This is a genomic window from Rhodococcus sp. UYP9 (genome assembly GCF_040547235.1).
Taxonomy (GTDB): Bacteria; Actinomycetota; Actinomycetes; order Mycobacteriales; family Mycobacteriaceae; genus Rhodococcoides.
This window is the reverse complement of sequence record NZ_JBEPPH010000004.1, coordinates 381316-407264: the sequence shown is the minus strand read 5'-3', so window position 1 is coordinate 407264 and position 25949 is coordinate 381316. Positions and strand designations below refer to the sequence as shown.

Here is a 25949-nt window from a genome sequence, read left to right as displayed (position 1 = left end):
CGACGCCCGATCGAGCCGCGGACTTATCGCACAACTCGTCCGAGTCATTGCTGACTGTAGAAGCCGGTTTCGGCGATCCGACGACGCTCCTGAGGCGAGACGTCGACATCAGCGGGCGAGAGGAGAAACACCTTCGTCGCGACCTTGTCGAAGGAGCCACGCAGTGCGAACGCCAGTCCCGCGGCGAAGTCCACCAACCGCTTCGCGTCGGCATTGCTCATCTCGACGAGATCCATGATGACGGGGGTCCCGTCACGAAAGCGCTCACCGATGGTGCGCGCCTCGCTGTAGTCGCGTGGTTGCAACGTGGTGATCTTGGACAAGGGGCCTCCGTCGTCGACGATCGGGCTTCGACGAGTTTCCGCCCGTACATCCATCCTGGTATCGACGGCGAGGTTTCCACGCGTCGCCGTCGGCCGAGCACCTCCGCCGGTTGAACCGCGCGAACTTCTGCCCCCGATGGGTGCCAGAGCAGGAGCCGACCGAGGCGCCTCGAAGTCGTCGTAGTCTTCGGCGTCGTCCAGATTGGCATGCGCGGGCCGTCGAGAAGTAAAGCTGGGGCCACCGAATTCACGGTCGCCGCGCTCGTCGAGTTCGGCGTACGTGTCGCGCCCCCGCGAAACCCGATGAGTATCAGGTTCGTCGAGGTAGTCGTCTTCATAGTCCGCGAGTGGAACCATGCCGAAGTACGCCTTGAACTTGTGCAGGGTGCTCATCGATCCTTGCCTTCCTTCAAAACTGGCCATTCGGGCTTCACTCCCGGGCGGGTGTTCAGCGTGTCGTCTCCAGGTTCACATTGGGTCAGTTGTGACTGATGTGAACCGTGGTCTCTACAGGCGAGGTTATCGGCCGCGAACCGAGTATTGCGGTACCGACACGCACGCACGTCGATCCGTGTCGCACAGCTGCTTCCAGGTCGCCGGTCATGCCCGCAGACAGTTCGACCGCCTCCGGATGATCGACCAGAACACGCTGGTGCAGTTCGGCGAGAGCGGCGAACGAACTATCAGGGTCGGCTTCGATCGGCGGGACCGCCATCAAACCCGCAAGTGAGAGATTCTCTGCCGATGCGACGAGGTCGACCAGTTCGTCCAGTTGTTCGCGTTCGATGCCGGCCCGATGAACATCGCCATCGAGACTCACTTGAATCAGCACCTGTAAAGGGGTTGTCCGCTCGCCCTCGCCCAGCGCACGATGCACTGCGTTCTGAAGCGCCTGAACCAACCGCGCGCTGTCTACCGAGTGGATCGAATAGGCCCACTTCGCAACCGACTTCGCCTTGTTCCTCTGCAAATGCCCGATCATGTGCCATTTCGCGGGAGAGTCGGCAAAGTGCTCGGCCGTCTCGTGTGCCTTGACCGTTGCTTCCTGCTCCCGCGACTCACCGAACTCACGGCAACCCAGTCGATAGAGAATTTCGACGTCACTCGAGGGGAAGAACTTGGTGACCGGAAGCAGCGTCACGTCCTTTTCGGCGCGGCCGGCGGAGATACACGCCGCACGCAGCCGATCTCGCACCGACAGCAGTGCGTTCTCTATCTCTACGGCTCTGTCACTTGCGATAGTCATGGCACCAGTCAAGCAGGCTCGGTGTCCATCCAGATCACGCTGGCGAACCTGCCGGTCGGTGCTTCCCGCCGATGACTGAACAGGGTTCTGTCCTCGATGGTGCACCGAGGATCTACCACCACCGCCGATACACCGGAAGCCTCGAGTTGCCTACGAATGCCCGCACGGATATCGAGACCCGGCGTCTTACGAACCGTCGTGGTTGCACTACCGGGTAGATGCCTCTCGACGTCGGCCCGCATATGCGCAGGCACTTCGTACTGGCGGCCACTTGCTGCCGGCCCCAGAAAAGCACCGACACGTCCGAGGTCTGCTCCTAGCGAAACCATCGCCTCCAGCACCTTGGGCACGATGCCGATTCGGGCACCCACCCGCCCTGCATGGACTGCGGCGATCACACCTGCCTCGTCGTCGGACAGCAGAAGCGGAACACAATCTGCAGTCAGTACCACCAGGCCAAGATTGGGAACGGTCGTCACGATTGCGTCGGTGACCGGTACGGTCTCGGAGACCGGACCGTCCACCACCGTGACGGTGCGACCATGCACCTGTTCCATCCACACCAAGCGGTCGACGCCCAGGCCCAGTTCCCGACCCAGTCGTTCGCGGTTTGCCGCGACCGCCTCCGGAGCATCACCCACATGGTCGCCGAGATTGAAAGTGTCGAACGGCGGCGCCGACACCCCACCCGCTCTGGTGGTGGTAACCCTGCGGACTTTGCCGTTCAGCGCGACATTCCTCTCGGTAGGTGCAATCCCTCTATGAGTGTTCGGATCAGCGACGCATGAACGACGGTACGTCGACCTCGTCTTCGCCCTCTTCTTCGGACACCGATACACGTCGCCCAGTTCCGGGCACACCGTTCGACGGCGCACTGCGTGACTCCGAATTCGGTAGCGGCGGAAGACTACTTCCACTCGGAGCACCTGCGGAATCACGAAAAACTCCCGCCGAACTGGTCGAATCCGATGGCCTCGACGAGGACACTTCGCCGGATCGGGCCGAACCGACGGATCCGCGCGTATTTCCGGGCGCAGCTTCCACAGGTCGACGCGTGGGGGTACCACCGTCGAAACCGGCGGCGATCACGGTGACCCGCACCTCGTCACCGAGCGAGTCGTCGATGACTGTACCGAAGATGATGTTGGCGTCGATGTGAGCGGCTTCCTGCACCAGAGAAGCAGCCTCGTTGATCTCGAACAGACCCAGGTCGGACCCGCCGGCGATCGACAGCAGTACGCCTCGGGCGCCTTCCATCGACGCTTCGAGCAACGGCGAATTGATGGCAGATTCCGCCGCCTTGATGGCCCGACCCTCACCGCGTGAAGATCCGATTCCCATCAGGGCACTACCGGCGCCGGACATGACACCCTTCACATCTGCGAAGTCGACATTGATCAACCCTGGAGTCGTGATGAGATCGGTGATTCCCTGGACGCCGTTGAGCAGTACCTCGTCCGCACTTCGGAATGCATCCATCAAACTGACGGCCGCATCTCCCAACTGCAGTAGCCGATCGTTGGGGATCACTATCAGTGTGTCGCAGGATTCGCGAAGCTGCTGAATTCCGGTGTCGGCCTGGCCGCCGCGACGCTTGCCCTCGAACGAGAACGGTCGTGTGACGACTCCGACAGTCAGAGCGCCGAGTTTGCGGGCGATATTGGCGACGACGGGCGCGCCACCGGTACCGGTGCCACCGCCTTCACCTGCGGTGACGAAAACCATGTCGGCCCCCTTGAGGACCTCTTCGATCTCGTCTTTGTGATCATCTGCCGCGCGGCGACCAACTTCGGGGTCCGCTCCGGCACCGAGTCCGCGAGTCAGCTCGCGACCTACATCGAGTTTGACGTCGGCGTCGCTCATGAGAAGTGCTTGAGCATCGGTGTTGACCGCGATGAACTCGACTCCCTTGAGTCCCTGTTCGATCATTCGGTTGACCGCGTTAACGCCGCCGCCGCCGATGCCGACGACCTTGATTACGGCGAGGTAGTTGTGCGGGGGCGTCATGGGCTCTCGCCTTCCGTGGTTGTTGTCTGGACTGTCAGGTACGGGAAAAGTCTCAACCTGAACCATAGGCTTAGAGTTATGTCAAGTACTCGACTTGATGAACGCTATTGATCGGTGCAACCTTCTGCCATTAGGCGCGCCGGGCACCGCGAAAAGATTTTGCTTCAGACCGTACCTGTCGGTCACCCGAACAGCTACTTGATGGTGGGTAGATCTGGGCTCGATACATCCAGAACCTGTCCAGGCTGAGACAACAATGTAAGCGCCACAGCAGATTTGCGCTCCGAATTATCGCTACTCCCCCATACGAGTGTCCTCCCGTCGAGCAACGACAGCGACACCTCCGATATCGAGGTCGCGCGAACCTCGCCGACTTGACCACGAAGAGCGTCAGGCATCGAATCCAGTACGGCCAGTCCGCTTGTCGTAGCTGCATCCCCTGGACCGGGCGTATCGGTCACCAAGCGCACGACTCCTGGCAGTGGCGTACCGACGGCAAAGTCGACGCCGTCCTTGTCGAGCAAGTGAGTTCCGTCCGGCTCGTCCACGAATGCCACGGGCACTCGTTCCGTCACCGTCACCCGCACGGTCGACGGATACATCCGCTGAACACGTACCGACGCCATTGCCGGGATAGCCGCGACTCGCTGTGCAGCTGATCCAACATCGACCCGAACGAGCTTCTCCCCCAGCAGGATGTCGAGGTCGGCGACAATTTCTTCCTCGGACACCGTCACGTTTCCGGTGACCTCGATCTTGCGGACGGACAACACCGGGGTGAGATACACCAGGGCAAATCCCGCCACGATCACAGCCACCACCGCCGCCGCGATCAGTCCGAGTTTGCGACGCGACCGCGAGACACGCAGACGTTCCGCTTCTCGAGCCTCGCGCCTGCGCTCGCGATCCTTCGCCTCGTGCGATGCGGCCGCGGAATTCGCACCGGCCGTCGACCTTCCGGTGGATTCGCCATTCTTCGGTGTCGCCACGGATTTCGGTCTTGCCTTGGACGTGCGATCAGGCCTGGCGGCACGGCGTCGACTCCCCCGCTCGGGCCGATCGGTCACTCCGATGCCCGACCTTGCCCGATCCTGAAGTCGGTCTTCGACCGCAACGCATCGAGAATGGGTCCGGCCAACATCGTGACATCGCCCGCGCCCATGGTGATGACCACATCTCCGGGGGCGGTCAGCGCGGCAACCTGCTTGGCCACCAAAGACAAATCCGGTTGATAGTTGACCGGGACGGTCACCGCCGCTGCCACCAGTGCACCCGTAACCCCGGGGAGCGGTTCTTCGCGCGCGCCGTACACATCGAGTACGACCACCTCGTCGGCAAGGCTCAACGCCGTACCGAACTCCGAAGCGAAAGTTTCCGTCCGCGAATACAGGTGCGGTTGGAAGACCACGATCACCCGTCCACGCTCGTCTGGACCCGCGACTCCAGCGACGAGTTGCTGTGCCGCAGTCAGCACCGCACGGACCTCCGTCGGGTGGTGCGCATAGTCGTCGAAGACGCGAACACCGTGTTCGCGCCCACGGAGCTGGAACCGGCGATGAACGCCACCGAAACCGGCGACACCGGCCAGTAGTTCGTCGACCCCGGCCCCTACCTGACGCCCTGCGCTGAACGCGGCAAGAGCATTGAGCGCTGTGTGACGTCCGGGGACCCCCAGTCGCAACGTCCGCGGCTTCTCCTCACCCTCGACCAACAATTGGGCCACACCCCCGACATCCTCGGGTTCCCAATTCAGAAGACGGACCGCCATCTCGACCTCGCCTGTAGCGACGTTCGCCGATCCATAACCGAGCACCCGAACCCCTGGCAGTGCGCGTGCGTGGATTCTCTGAGCGAGGGCGGCGGACCCCGGGTCGTCCATGCAGGCGACCAACACTCCGCCAGGCTCGAGCAAGGCCGCGAAATCGTCGAATACCTGCACGTAGGCCTCGGTCGTGCCGAAGTAGTCGAGATGATCGGCCTCGATATTGGTGACGATCACGACGTTCGGGCTGTACTGCAGCAGGGACCCGTCGCTCTCATCGGCTTCCGCTACGAACACGTCGCCGCTGCCGTGGTGCGCGTTGGTGCCCGCCTCGTTGAGCTCACCACCGACGGCGAACGAGGGGTCGAATCCGCAGTGCTGCAACGCAACCACGAGCATCGACGTCGTAGAGGTCTTTCCATGGGTTCCGGACACCAGCAGCGCGCGATACCCGTCCATCAACGAGGACAACACGGCAGGGCGCAGCACGATCGGAATACCGCGTTCCTCGGCAGCGACGAGTTCGGGATTGTCTTTCGGAATCGCGGCGAGCGTCGTGACGACGACGGTGGGTCCACCCGGCAGCATGTCCAAAGCGGAACTGTCGTGCCCTACTCGGACTTGGGCACCACGTGCCCGAAGCGCAAGAACACCGCGGCTCTCCTTGGCATCCGACCCGGAGACCTGGCCACCACGAGCCAGCAGAATACGTGCAATGCCCGACATACCGGCACCGCCGATGCCGACCATGTGCACTCTCGCGAGCTCGGCTGGAAGCTCGGACATGTCCATCCTTTCACCCGTCACGACAGTGACGCTTCGTTTGGTCGAACCGAGGCGACGTCTACCACGATCTCCGCAACCGTAGCTGCAGCGTCGCGGTGACCCGCACTCCCCGCTGCGATGGACATAGCAGCGATGCGCTCGGTATCGGTGATCAAGTCGACGATCGTGCTACCGACGTACGCCGCGTCGATCTGCGCGTCCTGCACCAGTATCCCGCCCCCCGCATCGACGACGGGCCGAGCGTTCAAGTCTTGCTCACCGTTGCCGTGCGGCAACGGTACATACACGGCGGGCAGCCCTGTCGCAGACACCTCGGCGACGGCCATGGCACCGGAGCGACACATCGCCAGATCTGCGGCCGCATAGGCCAAATCCATGCGGTTGAGGTACGGAACAGCAATGTACGCAGTCGTTGCGCCTTCGATCGACTCGACATCGACGGTGTTCTTCGGGCCGTGTGCGTGCAGGACCGAGACCCCCGCGGCGGCGAGTTCGGCTGCGGCGCCGGACACTGCGTCGTTCAGCGAGCGTGCACCTTGTGATCCGCCGAACACCAGCAGCACGGGGCCGTCCGCAGGCAACCCGAAATAGGCTCGCGCCTCGTCACGTCGAGAAGCTCTGTCCAGCCCGGTGATCGTAGGTCGGACGGGTATTCCAACTATCTCTGCATCCTGCGCACCGCGAGCGGATACGCCGGAGCCCGGCACGGCCGCCAGCACCCGAGTCGCCAGACGGGCGCCGACCTTGTTGGCAATCCCCGCACTGGCGTTGGCCTCGTGCAGAACGATCGGTATGCGTCGACTGTCACGAGCGAAACGCGCGGCGATGTAGGCGGGGAGAGCGACGTATCCGCCGAATCCCACGAGTACGTCCGCTTCGGTCTCGGAGAACACTTTCTTGGTCCTATGCACCGATCGAACGAGTTTTACCGGCAATCGCAGCAGATCGAGTGTCGGTTTGCGCGGCAGGGGAACGGGAGGAATCAATGCAAGTGGATACCCGCGCGCCGGCACGAGCCTGGTCTCGAGGCCGCGTTCGGTTCCGAGCGCGGTAATCCGAATTTCGGGATCGATAGCGCGTAGTGCGTCGGCGACGGCAAGGGCAGGCTCGATGTGTCCTGCAGTCCCTCCGCCCGCTACGACGACGGACAGTGCTCTGGTGACCGGCGGTCGACTTCGTGCATTCACCGTCGATATCCTTGCCCATCGGGGTGGTTGCGTCGCGCGCCGGGTTGCCTCGGCACTCGACGGCGAGGATCGGACCGTTGCTCACCTGGGGCCCCACGACGTGCTCGATTCGATGCACCGCCCACCTGTGCGTGTTCACGTGCGGCCGAACGCCCGCTCTCCGCACGTGCCGCAAGCCGGCGGCGGGCCTCTTGATCGAGGGCAGGCCTGGTCGATTTGGATCGAGCTGCGGCTGCGCGCAGAGGCGAGAACGACGCGGGCATCGGGAGCCGGAGTACTCGATCGAGCCTGCTGTCCCTGCCGGCGTGCAATGCCGCGATCGCTTCGGGTTCGTGTCTCGCGGCATTGGCGATGATGCCGAACATGAGGAGCGTGATCGCGGTCGATGATCCACCGTAGGACACCAGCGGCAACTGCAGACCCGTCACCGGAAGCAGCCCGACGACATAGCAGATATTGATCATTGCCTGGGCGAAGATCCAGGTCGTCGAACCGGCGGCCAACAGACGAAGGAACGGGTCGACGGATCGCATGGCAATGCGGAGGCCGGTGTACACGAACAGGGCGAAAAGACCCAACACTGCCAGGCACCCGATGAAGCCGAGTTCCTCGCCGATGATCGCGAAGATGAAGTCGTTGTGCGCGTTGGGAAGGTAGCTCCACTTGGCACGGCTCTGACCGAGTCCGACGCCGAAGGGTCCGCCGTCGGCCAAGGAGTATCTCGCTTGCTTGGACTGATATCCCAGACCCTGCGGATCGTCCCCCGGGTTGAGCCAACCCTTGATCCGGTTCGAGCGATACCCCGCGGTGAATGCCAATACGGTTGCGGCGCCGATTCCGCCGACGACCAGAATTCCGAACAAGCGAGCATTGAGCCCGGCGAACCATAGAAGCGAGACGAGGATGATGCCGATGGCGATGGCCGTACTCAAGTTCGGCTGCAGCACTACCAGCGCGCACATCAGCAACGATGCAGGTACCAACGGGATAAGGAGCGACTTCAAGCTGGCGTGCTCGCTACGCCGCGAGGCCAGAAGATGTGCGCCCCACAAGACGAGCGTGACTTTGGCGAGTTCGGAGGGCTGGAACGAGATCCCAGCGACGTTGAACCATCGACGTGCGCCGTCTGCGCCTTCCGACCCCACACCCGGAATCAAGACGAGCATCAGCATGACCACCGAGATGCAGAACAGCGGGAACGACAGCTTTCGAAGCATCCGAACCGACATGCGCAGCGCGATGTAGAACGCTACGACACCGAGGGCGACGCCGATCAGTTGCTGGGTGAAGAGTGAGTAGGCGGAGCCGTCCGTCGCATAGGCCTCGGCGGCCGAAGAGGACAGCACCATGACCAGCCCGAGGATGGTCAGGAGTGCCGCAATGGTGACGATCAGATGGAACGACGCAAGCGGTCGGCGCATCCACAAGCCGATTCTGGTGCGTGGTCCGCTGGTGGCTGGACCAGCGACGGGTCGAGATCGACCGGATGCGGTACTCACGTTACCGGCCCGATGGCGTGGCCGATATCCGCGGAGTCGAGATCGACTACGGCCTCGGCGAAGCTGCGACCGCGATGCCCATAGTCGACGAACATGTCCAGGGACGCCGCGGCCGGGGCGAGCAACACGGTGTCGCCGGGCCGCGCTCGGCGTGCTGCCTCTTGGACGACCGCCCGCATCACTACGTCAGCATCTTCAGCAACATGAGTCACATCAGCATCGTCTCCCGCCGGATACCGCACAACGGGAACATCCGGTGCGTGTCGCGCCACTGCCTCTGCGATCTGCGTCCCATCGCGGCCGATGACAAGTACGGCGACGAGACGCGGAGCAATTTCGACGACGAGTTCGTCGATGGCAGCGCCCTTCAACAGTCCCCCTGCGATCCATACGACGCGGGGATATGCGAGGAGCGAAGACCGCGCAGCATGCGGGTTCGTGGCCTTCGAGTCGTCCACGAACGTCACGTCGTTCGTCGTGCGAACCACGGCGCCTCGATGGGGCCCGACCTGATAGGTCCGGATGCCTTCGGCCACATGGCCAGCATCGACGCCGATCGCGCGAGCCAGAGCAGAGGCCGCAAGCGCGTTCATCCACCCGGCGGGACCGGCGGGCACCACCGCCGTCACCGGCACGATCTGCTCGCGATCGGCGAACGCGTTGTCCACCAGATGATCACCGATGATGCCGAAGTCGCCGGCCGCGGGCTCGGACAAGCGGAATCCGATCACGCGGTCCGCCGTCGATGTCGCCGAGAGCGCGGCTGCGCGGGCGTCGTCGAGACCGATCACAGCGATATCACCGTTCAGCGCCCGAGCCTTGGACTCGACGTAACCATCCATACCCCCGTGCCAATCGAGATGGTCTTCCGCGATATTGAGCACAGCACCCGCGGCGGGACGCACCGAGGGCGCCCAGAACAACTGGAAAGACGACAGTTCGACGGCCAATACCTCCGGGTGCGGCGAGAGTCGAAGGGCATCGAGTATCGGCAGACCGATGTTCCCGCACGCGACGCTATCGATCCCTGCGGACTTCAATATCGACGCCAGCATCGAGGTGGTCGTGGTTTTGCCGTTGGTACCGGTGACGACCAGCCATCTCGTCGGCGGGCCGTAGATGCCGGCACGATCGATCCGCCACGACAACTCGACGTCGCCCCAGATGGCAACACCGTGGTTCGCGGCCGCCGCCAACACCGGTGAACCAGCTCGTAATCCAGGACTCGTCACCACCAGGGCGATTGCACCGATTCGATCGGTGTCAGCGAGTAACTCGTCCTGCAACACCACGCCCGCCCCGAGTGCGCGGGCGTTGTCCAGCGCACCCGGATCCGAGTCGGTGACCAGAACCTCCGCTCCCAAGTCGAGCAGCGGCTGTACCGTCGCCAAGCCGGACACGCGAGCCCCTGCGACAAGGACGGTCCGTCCCCGAAGCCACGTCAGATCTTCGTCGTATCCGGTTGCGTCGGCAGTCTCGGACACGTGTATCTACCCTCCGATTGCAGCGAGATACTCGCTGTAGAACAGCGCCAGCCCGACGGCCGATGCGATGGCGGCCAGAAGCCAGAATCTGATGATTACCGTGGTTTCCGCCCACCCGGCGAGCTCGAAGTGATGATGGAACGGGGCCATTCGGAATACTCGTCGTCGACTGGAGCGGAAGACCGCAACCTGGATCACGACCGACGCTGCCTCGGCAACGAACAGTGCAGCAATCACGACCATGATCAGCTCGGTTCTCGTCACGATCGACAATCCGGCAAGCAGACCACCCAGCGCCAAGGAGCCGGTGTCGCCCATGAATATCTTTGCGGGCGCGGCATTCCACCACAGGAATCCGATACACGCACCTGCCGCCGCCGCGCAGATCAGCGCAAGGTCGAGCGGATCGCGAACGTCGTAGCAACCGGGCCCCGGGTTCGTCGAACACGCCTGGCGGTACTGCCAGAAGGTGATGACCGTATAAGCACCGAGCACCAGCGTCATCGAACCCGCGGCCAGACCGTCGAGGCCGTCGGTCAGATTGACCGCATTGGACCAGGCAGTCACCAAGAAGTAGCACCACACGATGAACACGATCGAACCCATGCTGACGGTGGCGATATCGCGGACGTAGGACAGTTGGGTACTGCCGGGGGTGAGCCCGTTCGGCCCTCGGAACTGCAGGGCAAGGACGCCGAAAATTACCGCAGCGAAAAGCTGCCCCACCAGCTTGGCGGTCTTGTTCAGGCCAAGATTTCTCTGCTTACGAATCTTGATGAAGTCGTCGAGGAAACCCACCAGGCCCAGCACCGTGGTCAACCCCAGCACCAGAAGGGCCGAAGCCGATGGCCCGTCCGCTTCGTAACCGATACCGATGAGATGCGAACCCCAGTAGCCGGCCCACAGCCCGGCGAGGATCGCAACACCGCCCATGGTGGGAGTCCCGCGTTTGGACTGGTGGCTTGCAGGCCCCTCGACCCGAATCTCCTGCCCGAATCCTTGCTTCGAAAACGCCTTGATCAGCACAGGCGTGAGCAGGATCGCCACAGCGAGTGCAATACCTCCGGCGAAGAGGATCTGTCTCACTGCGATTCCTCCGGTGTCATCGTCTCGTTCTCTCCATCTGCCTCTTCAGGCGCTTCCAGCAACGCGTCGGCCACCGACCACAACGCGACCGACTGCGAAGCCTTCACCAGGACGATGTCACCGGGCAGCACCTCGCGTCGCAAAACCGCGATTGCCTCTGCATCGTCGGACACGAGCATCGACTCCTCGCCCCACGACCCCTCCATCACCGCGCCCTGGTGGAGCGCTCGTGTCGGACGACCGGAGTCGACGATCACCAGACGACTCACATCGAGTCGCACAGCCAGCCTTCCGATCGCGTCGTGCTCGATGACTGATTCTGGACCCAGTTCACCCATTTCACCCAATACGGCCCACGTCCGCCGACGCGGCCCACTGCCCGAGCGCGACATCGACACCAGTGCTTTGAGCGCAGCACGCATCGAATCTGGATTGGCGTTGTACGAATCGTTGACAACGGTCACCCCGTCGGGACGGGTACGAACATCCATCCGACGAACCGAGGTTGCATTGGAACCGGCAAGCGCGATCGCGATCATCTCGAGGCTCGCCCCGCATTCGAGGGCCACAGCAGCCGCGGCCAGCGCGTTGCCTACCTGATGTTCACCATGGACGGCGAGAGCGATGCCGATGCTCCCGGCAGAGGTGACAAGAGTGAAGTTCGCACGCGCGTCGGCGTCGAGCTCGACGTCCGTTGCTCGAACATCGGCTTCCACCGAATGCCCGACCGTGACCACGCGAGCCGACGTCCGTGACCTCATCGACAACACCAGTGGATCGTCGGCGTTAAGAATCGCTACCCCGCCGTTCGCGGCATTCGGAAGCGCTTCGATCAATTCACCCTTGGCAAGCGCGATCTTCTCTCTCGATCCGAACTCCCCTAGATGGGCCGTTCCGACGTTCAAGACGACGCCGATTCGCGGAGGCGCGATCGAGGCCAAAGCGGCCACGTGCCCCACACCTCGCGCCGACAACTCGAGAACCAAGAACTTCGTGGTTTCGTCAGCCCGAAGGGCCGTCCAGGGATGGCCCAGTTCGTTGTTGAACGACCCGGGCGGCGCAACAACGGAACCCAGCGGCGCCAGTACCGAGGCCAGTAGATCCTTCGTCGATGTCTTTCCCGAGGATCCGGTCACGCCGACGACCGTCAGTGACGTCGTATTCGCCAAGTCGACAACAGAGGCACGAGCCAATGCAGCCAACGCCCCGAGAACCGCGGCTCCCGATCCATCACGATCGTGCTCGAGAGCCATGGCTCGACCGTCGTGCGGAACGGGTTCGACGACGATTGCCGGCACCCCGACGGGACGGGCAGCAAGGACGGCCACGGCACCAGCGGTCACTGCTGCGGCTGCGTGGTCGTGTCCATCGACCTTTGCTCCCGGCAACGCCAAGAACAGACCTCCCGGGGTCACCTTGCGGGAATCGAACTCGACCGACCCGTCGACGATCCGTGACGGGTCGGGCACGTCGTGCAGGGTTCCGCCGACGATGTTCGCGATCTGGGCGAGTGTCAACGCTTTCACGATGGATCTCCTGCTTCTGCGTCGATCCTGCTGTCGATGGCGGCCGCAAGAACCACCCGATCATCGAATGGATACTTCACACCCGCGATGTCCTGTCCGGTTTCGTGGCCTTTTCCCGCGACCAGAACGACATCGCCCGCACTGGCCCATTTCACAGCCTCGGTGATGGCAGATTCTCGGCCGGCCACATTTCGGACCTCACTGCGCGCCTGCGGGTCGACGGCCAACGCCCCCTCGTACATCGCGTCTCGGATCGCCGATGGATCCTCCGAGCGGGGATTGTCGTCAGTGATCACCAGCAGGTCCGCCCCGCGCGCTCCGGCGGCACCCATCAACGGACGCTTCGCTTTGTCTCGGTCACCGCCTGCGCCGAGGACCACCGCAATCCGTCCCGCGGTCTGTTCTCGTAGTGTCTCGATGACTGCTTCCACTGCGGCAGGCTTGTGTGCGTAATCGACCACGGCAAGAAAGTCCTGGCCGCGAACGATGCGCTGCACCCGGCCGGGGACGTCGACCTCGGCCATACCGCGGATTGCGCGACGGACATCTACCCCTGCCGCCGAACAAGCTGCAGCAGCGAGTACCGCATTGGCAACGTTGTATCGGCCGGGTAGCCGAATCTCGGCCGGGTAGCTTGCGCCGCCCGCTTCTACGATCGAAAAAGTCTGCGTGCCGTTGGCTTCCTTCGACCAGTCTGCGATCGTCCAATCGGAGTGCGCAGCGACCGAGGCAGTCACGACGCTCGTTCCGGCCGCACGAGCGATGTCGGCCATCCGCTTTCCCCAATCGTCGTCGATACACACGACGGCCGAGCGGCTTCGGACCCGCGACTCCGCGGTGAACAGTCGACTCTTCGCCTGGAAGTAGTCCTCGAGGGAACCGTGGAAGTCCAGATGATCTTGTGACAGGTTGGTGAAGGCGCCGACCGAGAACACCGTGCCGTCGACGCGGCCCAGCGCCAAAGCATGACTGGACACCTCCATGACGACCGTATCGATGCCGCGCTCGAGCATCACCGCAAACAATGCGTGCAATTGAGGCGCTTCAGGAGTGGTGAGGGCACTCGGGACTCGGGAACCAGCGATCTTCGTCTCGATGGTCCCGATCAACCCCGTCACCCTGCCTGCAGCGACCAAGGCAGCCTCGAGGAGATATGCCGTCGTCGTCTTTCCGGACGTGCCGGTAATGCCGATGACGGTCATGTTCTCGGAAGGATTGCCGTAGACGAGTGCCGAGACGGTGCCGAGAATCATCCTCGGGCTCTCGTGCAGCAAAACCGGCACCGGCAACTGCGGATACTTGCCACGGACGATGTCCATGCCCTCGGAATCGGTGAGGATCGCGACCGCACCCCGATCCAGCGCATCCTCGACGAACGTCGCACCATGTACGGACGATCCAGGGAGCGCTGCGAAAAGGTCGCCGCGCTCGATGCCCTGTGCACGCAGGTTGATGCCGGTGACAGCATTTCGCTGCGCCACCTCATCGTCTACGACCACCGCGTTCGACACGTCGGCAAGGTCTTCGACCGACGTGTGGGGCGGCTTCGACGGGCGAAACGCCGTCGGAGCAGGCTGCGGCACTTCTGGCACAGTCACTGTGCTCCTTTCTGCCCGGCTGCGAGGATGTCTCGGGTCCGCCGGGGGCGCGGTCGTCGACACGGATATCCAAAACCCCGAATGTGCGGAAGAGGCCGACGAGTCAGGTTACCGGCGAGTGCACCCGGACCCGAATCGGGAGTTGGTCCGATTCGTCGATCGCGATCACAGAGCAGAAGGTAATCATGTCAGTCGGCCTGCAGAACCAGTTTGCGTCCGGGATCGGCCGACAGTGGCACACTGTCTCGCTGAAGCATCCAGCTAGCGATGTTGTGGAAAAGCGGCGCGGCGGACTGACCACCGGATCCGTCCGCACTCCGGGACGGTGCGTCGAGCATGATTCCGATCACGTACCGCGGATCGTCGGCGGGCGCGATCCCCGCGAACGTGATCCAGTAGTTCGAGTTCGAGTAGCACTTGCACTCTGGGTCGACCTGCTGCGCCGTACCGGTCTTGCCGCTGATCTGGTAGCCGGGCACACCGGCCGCGACCCCGGTTCCCCGTTGATTACCGGTATCGTCCTGTGTGACGGAGCGAAACATGTCACGGACGGTCGAGGCCGTCTGCGGACTGACGACGTACACGCCCTCTGGCTGCTCGGTCTCGGCCGTATCTCCGCTCGGACCCGTCGTCGAACGAACGATTCGTGGTGGGATCCGCACCCCGTCATTGGCGATGGCCTGATACATGGCCGTCATCTGGAGCAGTGTCATGGACAAACCCTGTCCAATAGGAAGGTTGGCAAATGTGCCGCCCGACCATTGGTCACGGCTCGGGACGCTGCCAGCACTTTCGTACGGTAGACCGACATTGCTACGTTGCCCCAGACCGAAGCGGGACAACATGTCCGCGTATCGATCTTCACCGACACGCTGCGCAAGAATCAAAGTCCCGACATTGGAAGACTTCCCGAACACTCCCGTCGTCGTGTACGGAGCCACGCCGTGCTCCCACGCATCCTTGACCGAGACGCCGGACATGAAGATATTTCCAGGTACTTGCAGAACCTCATCCGGCGTTGTCAGACCATATTCGATCGCAGCTGCCGCAGTGATGATCTTGTTCACCGAACCGGGCTCGAAGGGGGTCGTGACCGGGAGATTGCCCATCTGCTTGTTCTTGTCGTTGTTGCCGACCCCGATACCTGGGTTGAAGGTGTTGTCGTTCGACATGGCGAGAACCTCACCGGTGCGCACATCCTGCACAAAAGCGGAAGCATCCTTCGCACCGGACAGATCCTTCGCCAACTGCACCTGCTGCTGCACGTAGTACTGAAGATCGGCGTCGATCGTCAACTCGACGCTCGAGCCGTTGACGGCGGGTTGCTTGTCACGCCAGCTACCAGGAATGACCGCGCCGTCGGACCCGCGGTCGTACGTTTGAGATCCGTCGGTTCCTGCGAGAGTGGAATCGAGCGAATCTTCCAGCCCCAGCAGACCGTGTCCGTCGTAACCCGTTGCCCCCACCATGTTCGCGGCGAGCGATCCACCCGGGTATTCGCGGATGTCCTGTCTTTCCAGTCCTACTTCTTCGAATTCCTTGCTGATCTTGGTTGCGACCGTCGAATCGACTCCACGCACGAGGTAAGTGAATGTGTCGTTGCTCTTCAGCTTCGCGAGGATGTCCTTCTCGCTCGCAATGTCACCGAGTTCATCGTGAAGTCCGGCAGCAATGGCCTTCAGACGATCGTCGGTTCCGGGCTTGGTCGGATCCTTCGCTCGCGCCTCGTCCAATTCCTTCCGAACACGAACCGGCTGGAACGTCAGCGCTTTGGCCTCCATCGTGAACGCGATCGGCTTCCCGTTGCGATCAGTGATTGCGCCTCGGGTCGCAGGATCGACAAGCGTCGTCGTGCGTTGCGAAGCCGCCTCAGCCGACAACCGACTCCCATCGACCCCCATGATCCACAACAGCTGCAGCGCAACGAGTGCGAGCACACCGAACATCAGAACTCGACCGAACCCGCTCCGAAAACCGAAGGACGACGCGTCGAACCGTCCGCGGCGAGGGTGTCGAGGCGGCAGCGACGATCCTGAGGATCGAGTCGCGGGCCTCCTGGCGCCGTCTCGTGCGCCGACCCCCGGTGCTCGACGTGTCGACCGTGGACGTCCAGCTGTTCCGGTGGTCGGCCGTGTCACTGCCGGCTACCCGACGCGTTATCCGGCGACGGACTTTCCGACTGGGTACTCATGGGAACCAATTGTTCACCGAGAGCGCCGGCACGAGCGTCAATGGATGTGTTCGGCGTGGCGGGTGTTGGACGTGTGGGAGAAGAAGCCGAACGCGGAGTGACCGAGGGGGGCGACTGTGTAGGCGAAACACTCTGCGAATCCGGCGGATCAAGGGGCGCTACCGGCTTGCCTTCCGCTGGAGCCGGCGTCCCGATAACCTGCACGGAACCATCGGGCGCCACGACGAGACGTGCAACATTCCCCGCGGGTACCATCCCCATCTCAGCGGCACGCCTCGCGAGTTCTGGTGCAGAGTCCGCCAATTCGACGTCGCGTTGAAGCGAGGCACGTTCCTGAACGAGTCCCTCGTTGTACGCCTTGGCGTCGGAAAGGTCATAGGAATCCCCCGCCGACCGAGTCGTCAGAAGCAGCGTCAGACCGAGCCCGAGCGACAACAGTCCGATGATCAGAGCGACGAACGGAATCCGGGCCGTCATCGACGCCCCGGACAGAGATGAGCGAGCAGCGCCGTGACTGGTAGTCGTTGCGTCCCCGGAGTGCACCGTGGCTCGCTGCTGACGACGCTCGTAGGCACGCAGTGCAGCACCGGAGCGTGCAGCACCAGTCTCCGTCGAGGTCGCTCGTGTTCGACGCGTACGCCGAGTTCCTGCCGAACCCGCGGTGATTGTCATGCCGCTCTCCTTGCGATGCGCTCGGCTGCACGTAGGCGCACAGGCGCCGAACGCGGGTTGTCTTCGATTTCTTCTTCCGAGGCGCGTTCGGCACCTCGGGTGAGCAGTGCGAACTCAGGACCCATCCCTGGGAGCTCAACAGGAAGTCCCTCTGGGCTACGAGATTTGACCCGAGGAGCAAGCTCCTTCTTCACTACTCGATCCTCGAGCGACTGGTAGGACATGAACACCACTCGTCCGCCGATCGAGAGAGCATCCAGACCGGCAGGCACTGCCTTCTCCAGCGAATCGAGCTCACCGTTCACCTCGATGCGCAGAGCTTGAAAGGTGCGTTTGGCCGGATGCCCGCCCGTGCGGCGCGTAGCTGCCGGAATCGACTCGTAGAGAAGTTCCACCAGGGCACCGCTCGTGGTGAAGGGTGTGATCGCCCGACGACGAAGGATCGCCGATGCGATACGACCCGCGAACCGCTCTTCACCATAGGTACTGAGCACCCGCGCGATATCGCCATGACTGTAGGTATTGAGGATGTCCGCGGCCGTAATTCCCACCGTCGAGTCCATCCGCATGTCCAGAGGTGCGTCTATCGAATAGGCGAATCCACGATCGGCCTCGTCCAACTGCATGGAAGAAACACCAAGGTCGAAGAGAATGGCATGTACCGACTCGTACTCGGGAAGGCCTGCCTCTTCGAGCGCGGCACCGATTCCGTCGTACGTCGTATGTACGAACGTTGTCCTGTCGGAGAATTCCGATAGGCGCCGACTCGCGAGTTCGAGAGCGGCCGGATCCCGATCGAGACCGATCAGACGGACACCGGGATAGGTGCGCAAAAAGTGTTCGGAGTGGCCTCCGAGTCCGAGGGTGGCGTCGATCATGACGCTGCCTTCTCCACCGGGGCCCACTGCGGTCAACGCTGGACCCAGCAGTTCGTCGGCTCGGCCTAACCGAACCGGAATATGCTTGGCACGAGGGGTATTCGATGCATTGGATCCCTGCGACGGTCCTGCAGTATTTCCAGGGCCGCCAGGAGGGTTGTCCGGGGCGGGCGGCTGAGACTCGCCTTCCACAATGATTCCTCCCGGTCTTGCTTGGCGCACCTTGTGCTCGGCGAGCGGATCGAAGAGATGAACTGTGCCGAATGCTTCGAGGTCCCTGTCCGATAGGGATCCTGGCGTTGGGGAAGAACGTCAGGTTCCTGATCTGTGAAACCTGGCGTTGGGGAAGAACGTCAGGGTTCTGATCGGGCAGAGGCCTCGCGGCACTCGGCGGTGACTTGGTGGCGCTACATAACCCCTCCGAGGGATTCGTCGAAGGCGTCGGAGAAGCTCTGCTCGCTTTCCTCCGAGTAACGAGTCCAGGAATCTTTGTTCCAGATCTCGATGAACTCGATGGAACCGTTGACGACGACTTCGCGCCCAAGATTCGCGTAGCGCCGATGGTCGGCGCTGATCATGATCCGCCCCTGCCCGTCGAGTTGCTGCTCGTCGGTGCCGGCACCCAACTGCCTGATGTACGCACGTGCGACGGGATTCGACCGCGAGGCTTCGGTGAGCTTGCGAACCCGGTCGGCGAACTCCTCCGGGGTGTAGACAGCGAGGCTGTGATCCTGCCCTTTGCTCACCATCACACCTCCAGAAAGCGCTTCGCGGAACTTCGCCGGCAACGTCAACCGACCCTTGTCGTCGAGCTTTGGCGTGTAGGTACCGAGGAACACTCGACACCTCCTACCTCAACCCTTCGCTGTCCACCACTTTACCCCACTTCCCCCCACTATCAATCCCTGACGAGGATTGATTTGTAATCTTCTGCACAAAAGCGCAGCTCAAAGCAATGGAGGGCTGTGGGGAGGATTTATGTCATCGGCGCGCCTGGCTCGGATCCCGGGCTCTTCTAAGTGAGCAGAGACGCCGAAACCGCAGTTCGGATCCACATCCCGCGCACTACAGATCGCCGAGCGAGCGGCGGTGGGTCCAAGTGGGGATTCATCGGGTCGGCCTCGGCCACGCGGGGCGAAAGAGATGTGGACAGCAAAAAAGCGGCGCCCCATCTCTCGATGGAACACCGCTTTCGCGTTCTTCAGCATCGCGCGTTCTAGTGCCGCGCGTTCTGTGTCGTCAACCGCTGCGGGCGACGATCGAGTCCGTCAGACTGCGATCGCGCGCGCAGTGTTCACTCCTGCTCGAACCGCCGCCGGAACCGATCTTCCATGCGCGACGCGAAGCCTCCGCCTTTACGGGCAGGCTTGGACTTCTGCCCCGAGCTCCTCGGACCGGACCCGGAATTGGATCCGCTCACACTCGATGCGTCGCCGTCGGACGGCGTTGCAGCTTTGCGTGATCCGCCGAGAAGAAACAGCACGCCTGCCCCGAACATCAGGACGAAGCCGACGAGGCTTATCACAGGAAAACCGCCGGGCTTGAATGGCAGTGCCACCCCGGCGATCAGAAGAACAAGCCCCAACGCGAACAATGCGGCCGCTTGAAAACGGCGTTTGCTCGATGCCGTACGCATGCGTCCGCTTCGTACGTGCGAGGCGAATTTGGGATCCTCGGCGTAGAGAGCGCTCTCGATTTGATCGAGCATGCGCTGCTCGTGCTCGGAGAGTGGCACGGTACCTCCCCCTGAACAGAAATTGAAAGTCATTTCGGGTCCGAAACGACGGGAAGCTGACCTTGGCGGCTACCTACTGTCGATAATACGAGCAGAATCGCCTGCTTACCACCTACTCGCGATATGTGTTCCTGAGAATGTTCGAAGTTCCCCAGCCCAACGCCACAATCGACGCTTGGAAGTCGCTGATCTGCAGTAGCTGCGGCAGGCGCCAGATATCGACCAGCGAAGAACACCGCGCTCAAGCAGACATCGAGTGCGGACGGACTTCCTGTCTGTCGAGTCGCGAATCGGCTCCGATGTACTCCTCCACTACCTGAAGAAATCGACCTACTTCGCGGTAGAACTCGTCGGTGTCGTTCTCGTCGATCGACCGGCACAAGCCCGCCTGGACCGCGGCTCTGGTCGCCGAGAAGCCAGCGAAGTACTCGGCCCAGGAATCGAGCACAGGCGCCGCCTTGGCCATCAAGACCCAGGCACTTCGCGAGCGCGCTCGCGTCGCGGCGATCGGGGTCGCCTCCAGAACCGCTGCCGCGCCGCGCAGAGCCGCCATGTAGCACTCGAGAAACATCTCAGCGGCGTCCGCGGCGCCGACCGATGCAGACAGCAGAGCGTCCGCTCGGCCGAGCAACGCTCTCGCGCGAGGCGATACCGGCGGCCGTACGTCAACACGGAGAACTTTGGTAGCCATACTCGAACACCTCCCGTTCGATTCGCCTCACGCGGTCGTCCGATCTGGTACCTCGGATTCGGTGGCACGGATTAGGTACTACCGACACGCCCGGACAACGATGAAGCTCTAAGGTCGGAACCCGGCGAGTCTCGCTTCCCTCGAGCTCTTCGCCGGATCGCCGACATCGAACATTCGTTCGACATATTCAATATAACTGCGCCCACCGACAAGTAGTCAAGGAAAGGTTGAGAACAGTCGCTACCGATGCGGAAACGACCCCATATCTCGTCGACCTTTCCCCTCAGGAAATCCGTCGCCGCCTCCCCGAAGCCCTGGCCATTTACGTAGCGGCCATGGGCTACCCCCAGGGCACCGAGTATCACCGCGCTCCCATGTGGATCGAGCATCTGTCGCGGCCAGGCTGGCGGGGAGTCGGAGCAGTCCTCCCCACCCCCGACGCGCCCTTGGTCGCCGTGGCGTACGGCTATCACGGTGCCCGGAATCATTGGTGGCATCAGCAGGTGCGCGACGGGCTGCGCAGATCCGGGCACACCGGCGAATACATCGACGGAGTACTCGACGACTATTTCGAATTGACGGAGCTGCACGTCACACCGAGTGCTCAAGGCCACGGGCTCGGCGGCGCACTCACTCGCAGGCTGCTCCAGAATCGACCCGAAAAGAGTGTGCTGCTGTCCACCCCCGAGGTCGAGCAAGAGGACAACCGCGCCTGGAAGTTGTACCGGCGACTCGGATTCGAGGATGTGCTGCGCGACTTCACGTTCTCTGGCGATCGACGGCCGTTCGCCGTACTCGGTCACGCACTGCCGTTCGAATGAAGGACGACCTATAGCCTGGACCGGTGATCGACGCTGTGGTAGTCGGCTCCGGCCATAATGCTTTGACCTCGGCTTGCTATCTCGCTGCAGCTGGGCTGTCCGTCGAGGTGCTCGAACGAGACACGATCGCCGGCGGCGCGGTGTCGTCCGTGGAGCGATTCCCAGGACACCGTGTGGACCGCGGGTCGTCTGCGCACATCATGGTGCGTCATACCGGAGTAATCGAAGAACTCGATCTCGGCAGTTACGGCCTGCGCTACGCCGAGTGCGATCCGTGGGCTTTCGCTCCAGGAGCCCCGAACTCCAATGAGGAAGCGTTGGTCTTCCATCGCGACCTCGACCGAACATGCGAGTCGATCGCTCGGTCCTGCGGGACCGCCGACGCGATCGCCTATCGGCAGTTCGTTGCAGTGTGGGGACCACGAAGCGCGAGGACCATGCGGGCGTTCTCCTCCCCACCCACCGGCCCAGGGTTGCTTCGCTCCTTCTGGGGTCTCGACGCCCCCGACGGTGGAAGCGCATTGTCTCGAGAATTTCTCACGACCGGTGACGCTCTGCTCGATGCGTTGTTCACCAGTGAGCGCCTGAAAGCTGCGCTGGCGTGGTTCGGGGCGCAATCTGGACCACCTATGTCCGAGCCCGGCACTGCCCCCATGGTCGGCTTCGCGGCCTTGATGCACACACTTCCGCCCGGGCGTGCGATCGGTGGAAGTGGCGCACTCACCGAGGCCCTCGTTGCTCGGCTGACGGCGACGGGCGGGTCGGTTTCCCTCGGCGACGCGGTCGAGGCAGTGTCGCCGAGAGATGGGCAGTGGACGACCACGACATCTTCTGGACGATCGATCCGTAGCCGAATGGTCATCGCAGGCTGTCACATTCTGACGACTCTCGATCTTCTTGCGGCAGGCGGCCATGATCCTCGGGCGATCGAAGCCTGGCGCCGACACATTCGGGTCGGCCCCGGTATCGGGATGGCAGTCCGTCTCGCCACCGACTCGCTGCCACAGTATTCGAGCGCAGCGGCCGAGTCCGACGCGACAACGGGTCTACAGATGTTGGTTCGCGACCGTGCACATCTGCGTCTGGCCCATGGGTCTGCGTCTGCAGGTGAACTCCCACCGAGGCCTGCGGTACTCGGCATGTCGTTCACCGCGATCGATCCCACCGTTGCACCCGCAGGTCAACATCAGATTTCGCTGTGGTCACAGTGGCAGCCCCACACCCTGTCCGGAGGACGCCAGTGGCGAGAATCGGACCAGGTACGTGCCGACGATCTCGCCGAGCTCGAGGCGGACAGAATTGTCGCCGAACTCGAGTCCTACGCACCGGGCTTCAGTGCGTCCGTGCTCGACCGACATGTCCAGTCACCCGTCGATATCGAAAGGGAGCTCGGTTTGATCGGGGGAAACATCATGCACGTCGAGATGTCACTCGATCAGATGATGATGTGGCGACCGGTCCCCCAGCTCGCCGGATACCGAGTGCCTGGAGCTCCAGGAATGTATTTGACGGGTGCCTCTACTCACCCGGGTGGCGGAGTGTCCGCGGCGAGCGGGCGGAGTGCGGCCCGAATCGCCCTGGCCGACGCACGAGCCGGCAGACTCCGCCGCTGGATCGGGAACCGAAGACGATGAACAGGTTCGTCGTGGCACTCGCGGGTGCCGCAATAATGGCCCAGATTTCGTACCCCCTCGTGACCGGGTCGCGACGCGATGTCGTCACCGTCGCCGTCGTCGTCCTCCTCGCGTCGTGTGCGCTCGTACACGCCGCTGTGTCCCGCGGTATCGGTTGGGCTCTGATGCTGTTCGCGACTACTGCCGGGCTCGGCCTGATCGCCGAAATAGTAGGAACCGCAACGGGGTTCCCTTTTGGAAGCTATGGATATGCAACTGGTCGACTCGGCCCCGACATCGTGGGCGTGCCCGCGGTGGTCCCACTTGCGTGGACTGCCGGGTTCTATCCGATCTGGTGCGCGGTCTCCTATGTGTTGCAACGATCGTCGGCCTCCCCTGCGCGTCGAAGAATTCACCGCGTCGTGATCACCGCGGTCGGGATGGTCGGATGGGATCTCTACCTCGACACACAGATGGTGACCGATGGGCAGTGGACCTGGACGTCTCCGATCGCCGGACTACCCGGAATCCCCTCGATACCCGTGAGCAATTATCTGGGGTGGTTTGTCACGGCAGCCATCATGGCGCTGATCGTCGATACTCTGGGTCGCCGGTTCCAAGCTGACCGCACCACGCTGACACCGATTTCCGACACCGCTCCCCTGGTGCTGTTCACCTGGACGTGGCTCGGCTCGGCGCTTGCTCACGCCGCGCTTCTGACCGGACCCGAACTTCGATACTCGGCCGTCTACGGATTTTTCGCGATGGGGGTCGTCGGAGTTCCGCTCGCATGGACTTGGGCGACGTCAGGATGGGCGACGTCGAGATGGGCAACTTCGAGAAAACCGACCACCGAACCGCGAGGACGCACGCGGACTCGGTGACGTTCTTTCGGCTCCCTGGCGCAGACGGCGTCGTACGTCTGGCACGATGTCGAACGTGCAGTCGACATTCCGTGCAGGTACCCGTAACCGTCGAATTATGTCCGCCCTCGCATTAGCGCTGTTCGTAGCGCCGATGTTGGCCGGTTGCCTTCGGGTACAGGTGTCGATGGGTGTCTCTGCCGACGACCGCGTGTCGGGGCAGATCGTGGCCGCGACGATACCGACATCCGATACCGATACCGGCCCGGTGCTCACGCCTCCGTCTTCGCTCGCGAGCAAGATCCGTGTCGCGGAATACAAGCAGGACGGATACATCGGCAGCCAAGCACGTTTCAGCGATCTCTCCTTCGGCGACCTTCAAACCCTCGGTTCCATGTCGGATCAAGCGACGGGGAGCTACCAGCTGGTGATGCAGCGAGCGGGCGACACCGTGACGCTCGAAGGCAAGGCGGATTTGCAGGCGGTCCCCAAGCAGGGCACCGATGTTCAGTTCACCATCGCGTTTCCCGCTCGAATCGGGACGACCAACGGCACCCGTGAAGGGGACAACATCATCACCTGGAAGTTGCCCGCGGGCGAGGTGACGAGCATGCGGGCCGAGGTCAACTATCCCGATCCCAACACCCGCAGTTTCGCGGGCTGGGCCGGCATCGTCGGGGGCGTCACTGTAGGCATCGCAGCGATCGTCGGAGCCATGGCCTGGGTGACCAGAAACCCTCCGGTGCGCCTCGTCGAGTCGAAGAAGTAGCGAATCGCTCATGACTACCGCCGGCCGAGTGATCGCCGGCATGGCTGCTGCCGGCGCGGTGCTATCGGTATCGACGGCGGCCATCTCGGTTTTCAACGCTGTCACAGTGCCTCGCCTGTCCCGCGCAACCGATTCCGACGTCCACGACTCGATCGTGGTCTGCGTTCCCGCCCGCAACGAACAAGACCAACTCCCCTTGCTCATTGCGGACCTCCGGGCTCAGCGTCGGTGCCGTGATCTTCGGATTCTGATACTCGACGACGGTTCGTCGGATGACACGCTTGCGGCAGCCCGAGCTGCTGCCGGCGACGACGGCCGAGTCAGTGTCGTCGAATCGTGTGCCGAGCCACCTCCTGGGTGGACGGGCAAGGCGGCAGCGTGCCGGACCCTTGCCGGTCTCGCGTTCGAGATGAACGATCATCTCGACGCGATCGTGTTCGTCGATGCCGACGTTCGTCTCACCGAGAACGCGATCGCAGCAGCAGCGTCGACACTGCGCCGCCACGACGCTGCATTGGTATGTCCATGGCCGAAGCAGATCAGCGGAAGCGTCGTCGAACATCTGGTACAACCGCTACTCGGCTTCTCGTGGATGTCGACGCTACCGATTCGACTCGCCAACGGTTCACTCCGTCCGTCGACTGCCGTCTCGTGCGGACAATTCATGATGTTCGACGCGGCTGCGTACCGCGACATCGGCGGGCACGAGGCGGTGGCAGCAAGCGTCACGGAGGATCTCGATATTGCTCGCGCATTGCGTCGCAGCGGACGGGGCACCATTCTCGTCTCGGGGGCCGGGCTGGTCGAATGCCGTATGTACGACGGCGTGAACGATCTACGCTCAGGATATTCGCGCTGGTTGTGGAACGCATTCGGCGGTACCGGGGGCTCGATCGCAGTGTTGTCCGTGGTTTCGGTGATGTACTTGCTTCCGGCCGTCGCAGCACTTGCGGGAGCGGGTGCGGTTCGACGGTGGGGTCGGATCGGCTACAGCGCAGGGGTGGTGTCGAGACTCGCTGCTGCGCAAGTCGAATCCGTAGACATGTCGTGCCGGCCAGGCAACGTAATACGCTGTGCTGTCGAGTCGAGCGCCCATCCGCTGTCCGTGGCGACCTATCTCTGGCTCACTATCGATTCGCATCGGTCGCACAGGCGCGGAAACCTGGTGTGGAAGCAGCGCCCACTGATCGCTGAGGAATGATCCCCGACGAT

General features: G+C 62.8%; 23 protein-coding genes. 5 read left to right on the top strand and 18 right to left on the bottom strand.

Going from position 1 to position 25949, the window contains the following annotated elements:
* Positions 1-44: 44 nt before the first annotated feature.
* The 18 genes from ABIB36_RS14680 to ABIB36_RS14595 form a co-directional block, all read right to left on the bottom strand.
* Positions 45-716: a cell division protein SepF gene (locus ABIB36_RS14680; RefSeq protein WP_354562091.1), complete on the bottom strand. Its 672-nt coding sequence runs from the start codon at positions 714-716 to the stop codon at positions 45-47.
* 85 nt (positions 717-801) lie between these two features.
* Positions 802-1569 carry a YggS family pyridoxal phosphate-dependent enzyme gene (locus ABIB36_RS14675; protein ID WP_143542102.1) on the bottom strand — a complete coding sequence of 256 codons (768 nt, stop codon included), beginning with the start codon at positions 1567-1569 and terminating at the stop codon, positions 802-804.
* Between the two features lie 8 nt (positions 1570-1577).
* Positions 1578-2297 (bottom strand): peptidoglycan editing factor PgeF, encoded by a 720-nt coding sequence (gene pgeF, locus ABIB36_RS14670; RefSeq protein WP_179142282.1) that lies wholly within the window; start codon positions 2295-2297, stop codon positions 1578-1580.
* 46 nt (positions 2298-2343) lie between these two features.
* Positions 2344-3576: a cell division protein FtsZ gene (gene ftsZ / locus ABIB36_RS14665; RefSeq protein ID WP_084346765.1), complete on the bottom strand. Its 1233-nt coding sequence runs from the start codon at positions 3574-3576 to the stop codon at positions 2344-2346.
* A gap of 194 nt (positions 3577-3770) precedes the next feature.
* The gene (locus tag ABIB36_RS14660) at positions 3771-4643 is read right to left on the bottom strand and encodes a cell division protein FtsQ/DivIB (RefSeq protein ID WP_354562088.1); all 873 of its coding nucleotides are present in this window, start codon (positions 4641-4643) and stop codon (positions 3771-3773) included.
* Complete coding sequence (gene murC, locus ABIB36_RS14655) at positions 4640-6124, bottom strand: UDP-N-acetylmuramate--L-alanine ligase (RefSeq protein WP_354562086.1); 1485 nt, start codon at positions 6122-6124, stop codon at positions 4640-4642. The genes ABIB36_RS14660 and murC overlap by 4 nt, the downstream gene beginning before the upstream one ends.
* 17 nt (positions 6125-6141) lie before the next feature.
* Positions 6142-7311, bottom strand: coding sequence for an undecaprenyldiphospho-muramoylpentapeptide beta-N-acetylglucosaminyltransferase (gene murG, locus ABIB36_RS14650; protein WP_354562084.1), 1170 nt, complete (start codon positions 7309-7311; stop codon positions 6142-6144).
* Entirely contained in the window at positions 7308-8732 is a 1425-nt protein-coding gene (gene ftsW, locus ABIB36_RS14645; protein ID WP_354562082.1) for a putative lipid II flippase FtsW, read from the bottom strand. The genes murG and ftsW overlap by 4 nt, the downstream gene beginning before the upstream one ends.
* 74 nt (positions 8733-8806) lie before the next feature.
* Positions 8807-10294 carry a UDP-N-acetylmuramoyl-L-alanine--D-glutamate ligase gene (murD, locus tag ABIB36_RS14640; RefSeq protein ID WP_354562080.1) on the bottom strand — a complete coding sequence of 496 codons (1488 nt, stop codon included), beginning with the start codon at positions 10292-10294 and terminating at the stop codon, positions 8807-8809.
* A gap of 6 nt (positions 10295-10300) precedes the next feature.
* The gene (gene mraY / locus ABIB36_RS14635; protein WP_084346613.1) at positions 10301-11380 is read right to left on the bottom strand and encodes a phospho-N-acetylmuramoyl-pentapeptide-transferase; all 1080 of its coding nucleotides are present in this window, start codon (positions 11378-11380) and stop codon (positions 10301-10303) included.
* The gene (locus ABIB36_RS14630; protein ID WP_354562077.1) at positions 11377-12906 is read right to left on the bottom strand and encodes a UDP-N-acetylmuramoyl-tripeptide--D-alanyl-D-alanine ligase; all 1530 of its coding nucleotides are present in this window, start codon (positions 12904-12906) and stop codon (positions 11377-11379) included. Before ABIB36_RS14630 ends, mraY begins: the two co-directional genes overlap by 4 nt.
* Complete coding sequence (locus tag ABIB36_RS14625; protein ID WP_354562074.1) at positions 12903-14504, bottom strand: UDP-N-acetylmuramoyl-L-alanyl-D-glutamate--2,6-diaminopimelate ligase; 1602 nt, start codon at positions 14502-14504, stop codon at positions 12903-12905. Before ABIB36_RS14625 ends, ABIB36_RS14630 begins: the two co-directional genes overlap by 4 nt.
* A gap of 188 nt (positions 14505-14692) precedes the next feature.
* A complete protein-coding gene (locus ABIB36_RS14620; RefSeq protein ID WP_354562277.1) occupies positions 14693-16528 on the bottom strand; it encodes a peptidoglycan D,D-transpeptidase FtsI family protein in 1836 nt (611 codons plus the stop codon).
* 110 nt (positions 16529-16638) lie between these two features.
* The gene (gene ftsL / locus ABIB36_RS14615) at positions 16639-17367 is read right to left on the bottom strand and encodes a cell division protein FtsL (RefSeq protein ID WP_256895578.1); all 729 of its coding nucleotides are present in this window, start codon (positions 17365-17367) and stop codon (positions 16639-16641) included.
* Positions 17364-18326, bottom strand: coding sequence for a 16S rRNA (cytosine(1402)-N(4))-methyltransferase RsmH (rsmH, locus tag ABIB36_RS14610; protein ID WP_354562275.1), 963 nt, complete (start codon positions 18324-18326; stop codon positions 17364-17366). The genes ftsL and rsmH overlap by 4 nt, the downstream gene beginning before the upstream one ends.
* A gap of 326 nt (positions 18327-18652) precedes the next feature.
* The gene (gene mraZ, locus ABIB36_RS14605) at positions 18653-19084 is read right to left on the bottom strand and encodes a division/cell wall cluster transcriptional repressor MraZ (RefSeq protein ID WP_084346616.1); all 432 of its coding nucleotides are present in this window, start codon (positions 19082-19084) and stop codon (positions 18653-18655) included.
* 455 nt (positions 19085-19539) lie between these two features.
* The gene (locus ABIB36_RS14600) at positions 19540-19980 is read right to left on the bottom strand and encodes an SCO2097 family morphological protein (RefSeq protein ID WP_084346617.1); all 441 of its coding nucleotides are present in this window, start codon (positions 19978-19980) and stop codon (positions 19540-19542) included.
* A 241-nt stretch (positions 19981-20221) separates the two neighbouring features.
* Positions 20222-20671: an SAV_6107 family HEPN domain-containing protein gene (locus ABIB36_RS14595; protein ID WP_084346618.1), complete on the bottom strand. Its 450-nt coding sequence runs from the start codon at positions 20669-20671 to the stop codon at positions 20222-20224.
* A gap of 227 nt (positions 20672-20898) precedes the next feature.
* Between ABIB36_RS14595 and ABIB36_RS14590 the strand changes: the two genes are divergently transcribed.
* The 5 genes from ABIB36_RS14590 to ABIB36_RS14570 all read left to right on the top strand — a co-directional run bounded on the left by ABIB36_RS14590 (position 20899) and on the right by ABIB36_RS14570 (position 25938).
* Positions 20899-21492, top strand: coding sequence for a GNAT family N-acetyltransferase (locus tag ABIB36_RS14590; protein WP_084346619.1), 594 nt, complete (start codon positions 20899-20901; stop codon positions 21490-21492).
* 23 nt (positions 21493-21515) lie between these two features.
* Positions 21516-23126: a phytoene desaturase family protein gene (locus ABIB36_RS14585; RefSeq protein ID WP_084346620.1), complete on the top strand. Its 1611-nt coding sequence runs from the start codon at positions 21516-21518 to the stop codon at positions 23124-23126.
* Positions 23123-23989, top strand: coding sequence for a carotenoid biosynthesis protein (locus tag ABIB36_RS14580; protein WP_084346621.1), 867 nt, complete (start codon positions 23123-23125; stop codon positions 23987-23989). Before ABIB36_RS14585 ends, ABIB36_RS14580 begins: the two co-directional genes overlap by 4 nt.
* A 97-nt stretch (positions 23990-24086) precedes the next feature.
* Positions 24087-24737: an LppM family (lipo)protein gene (locus ABIB36_RS14575; RefSeq protein WP_354562067.1), complete on the top strand. Its 651-nt coding sequence runs from the start codon at positions 24087-24089 to the stop codon at positions 24735-24737.
* Between the two features lie 10 nt (positions 24738-24747).
* Positions 24748-25938 carry a glycosyltransferase family 2 protein gene (locus ABIB36_RS14570; protein WP_084346622.1) on the top strand — a complete coding sequence of 397 codons (1191 nt, stop codon included), beginning with the start codon at positions 24748-24750 and terminating at the stop codon, positions 25936-25938.
* Positions 25939-25949 lie beyond the last annotated feature (11 nt).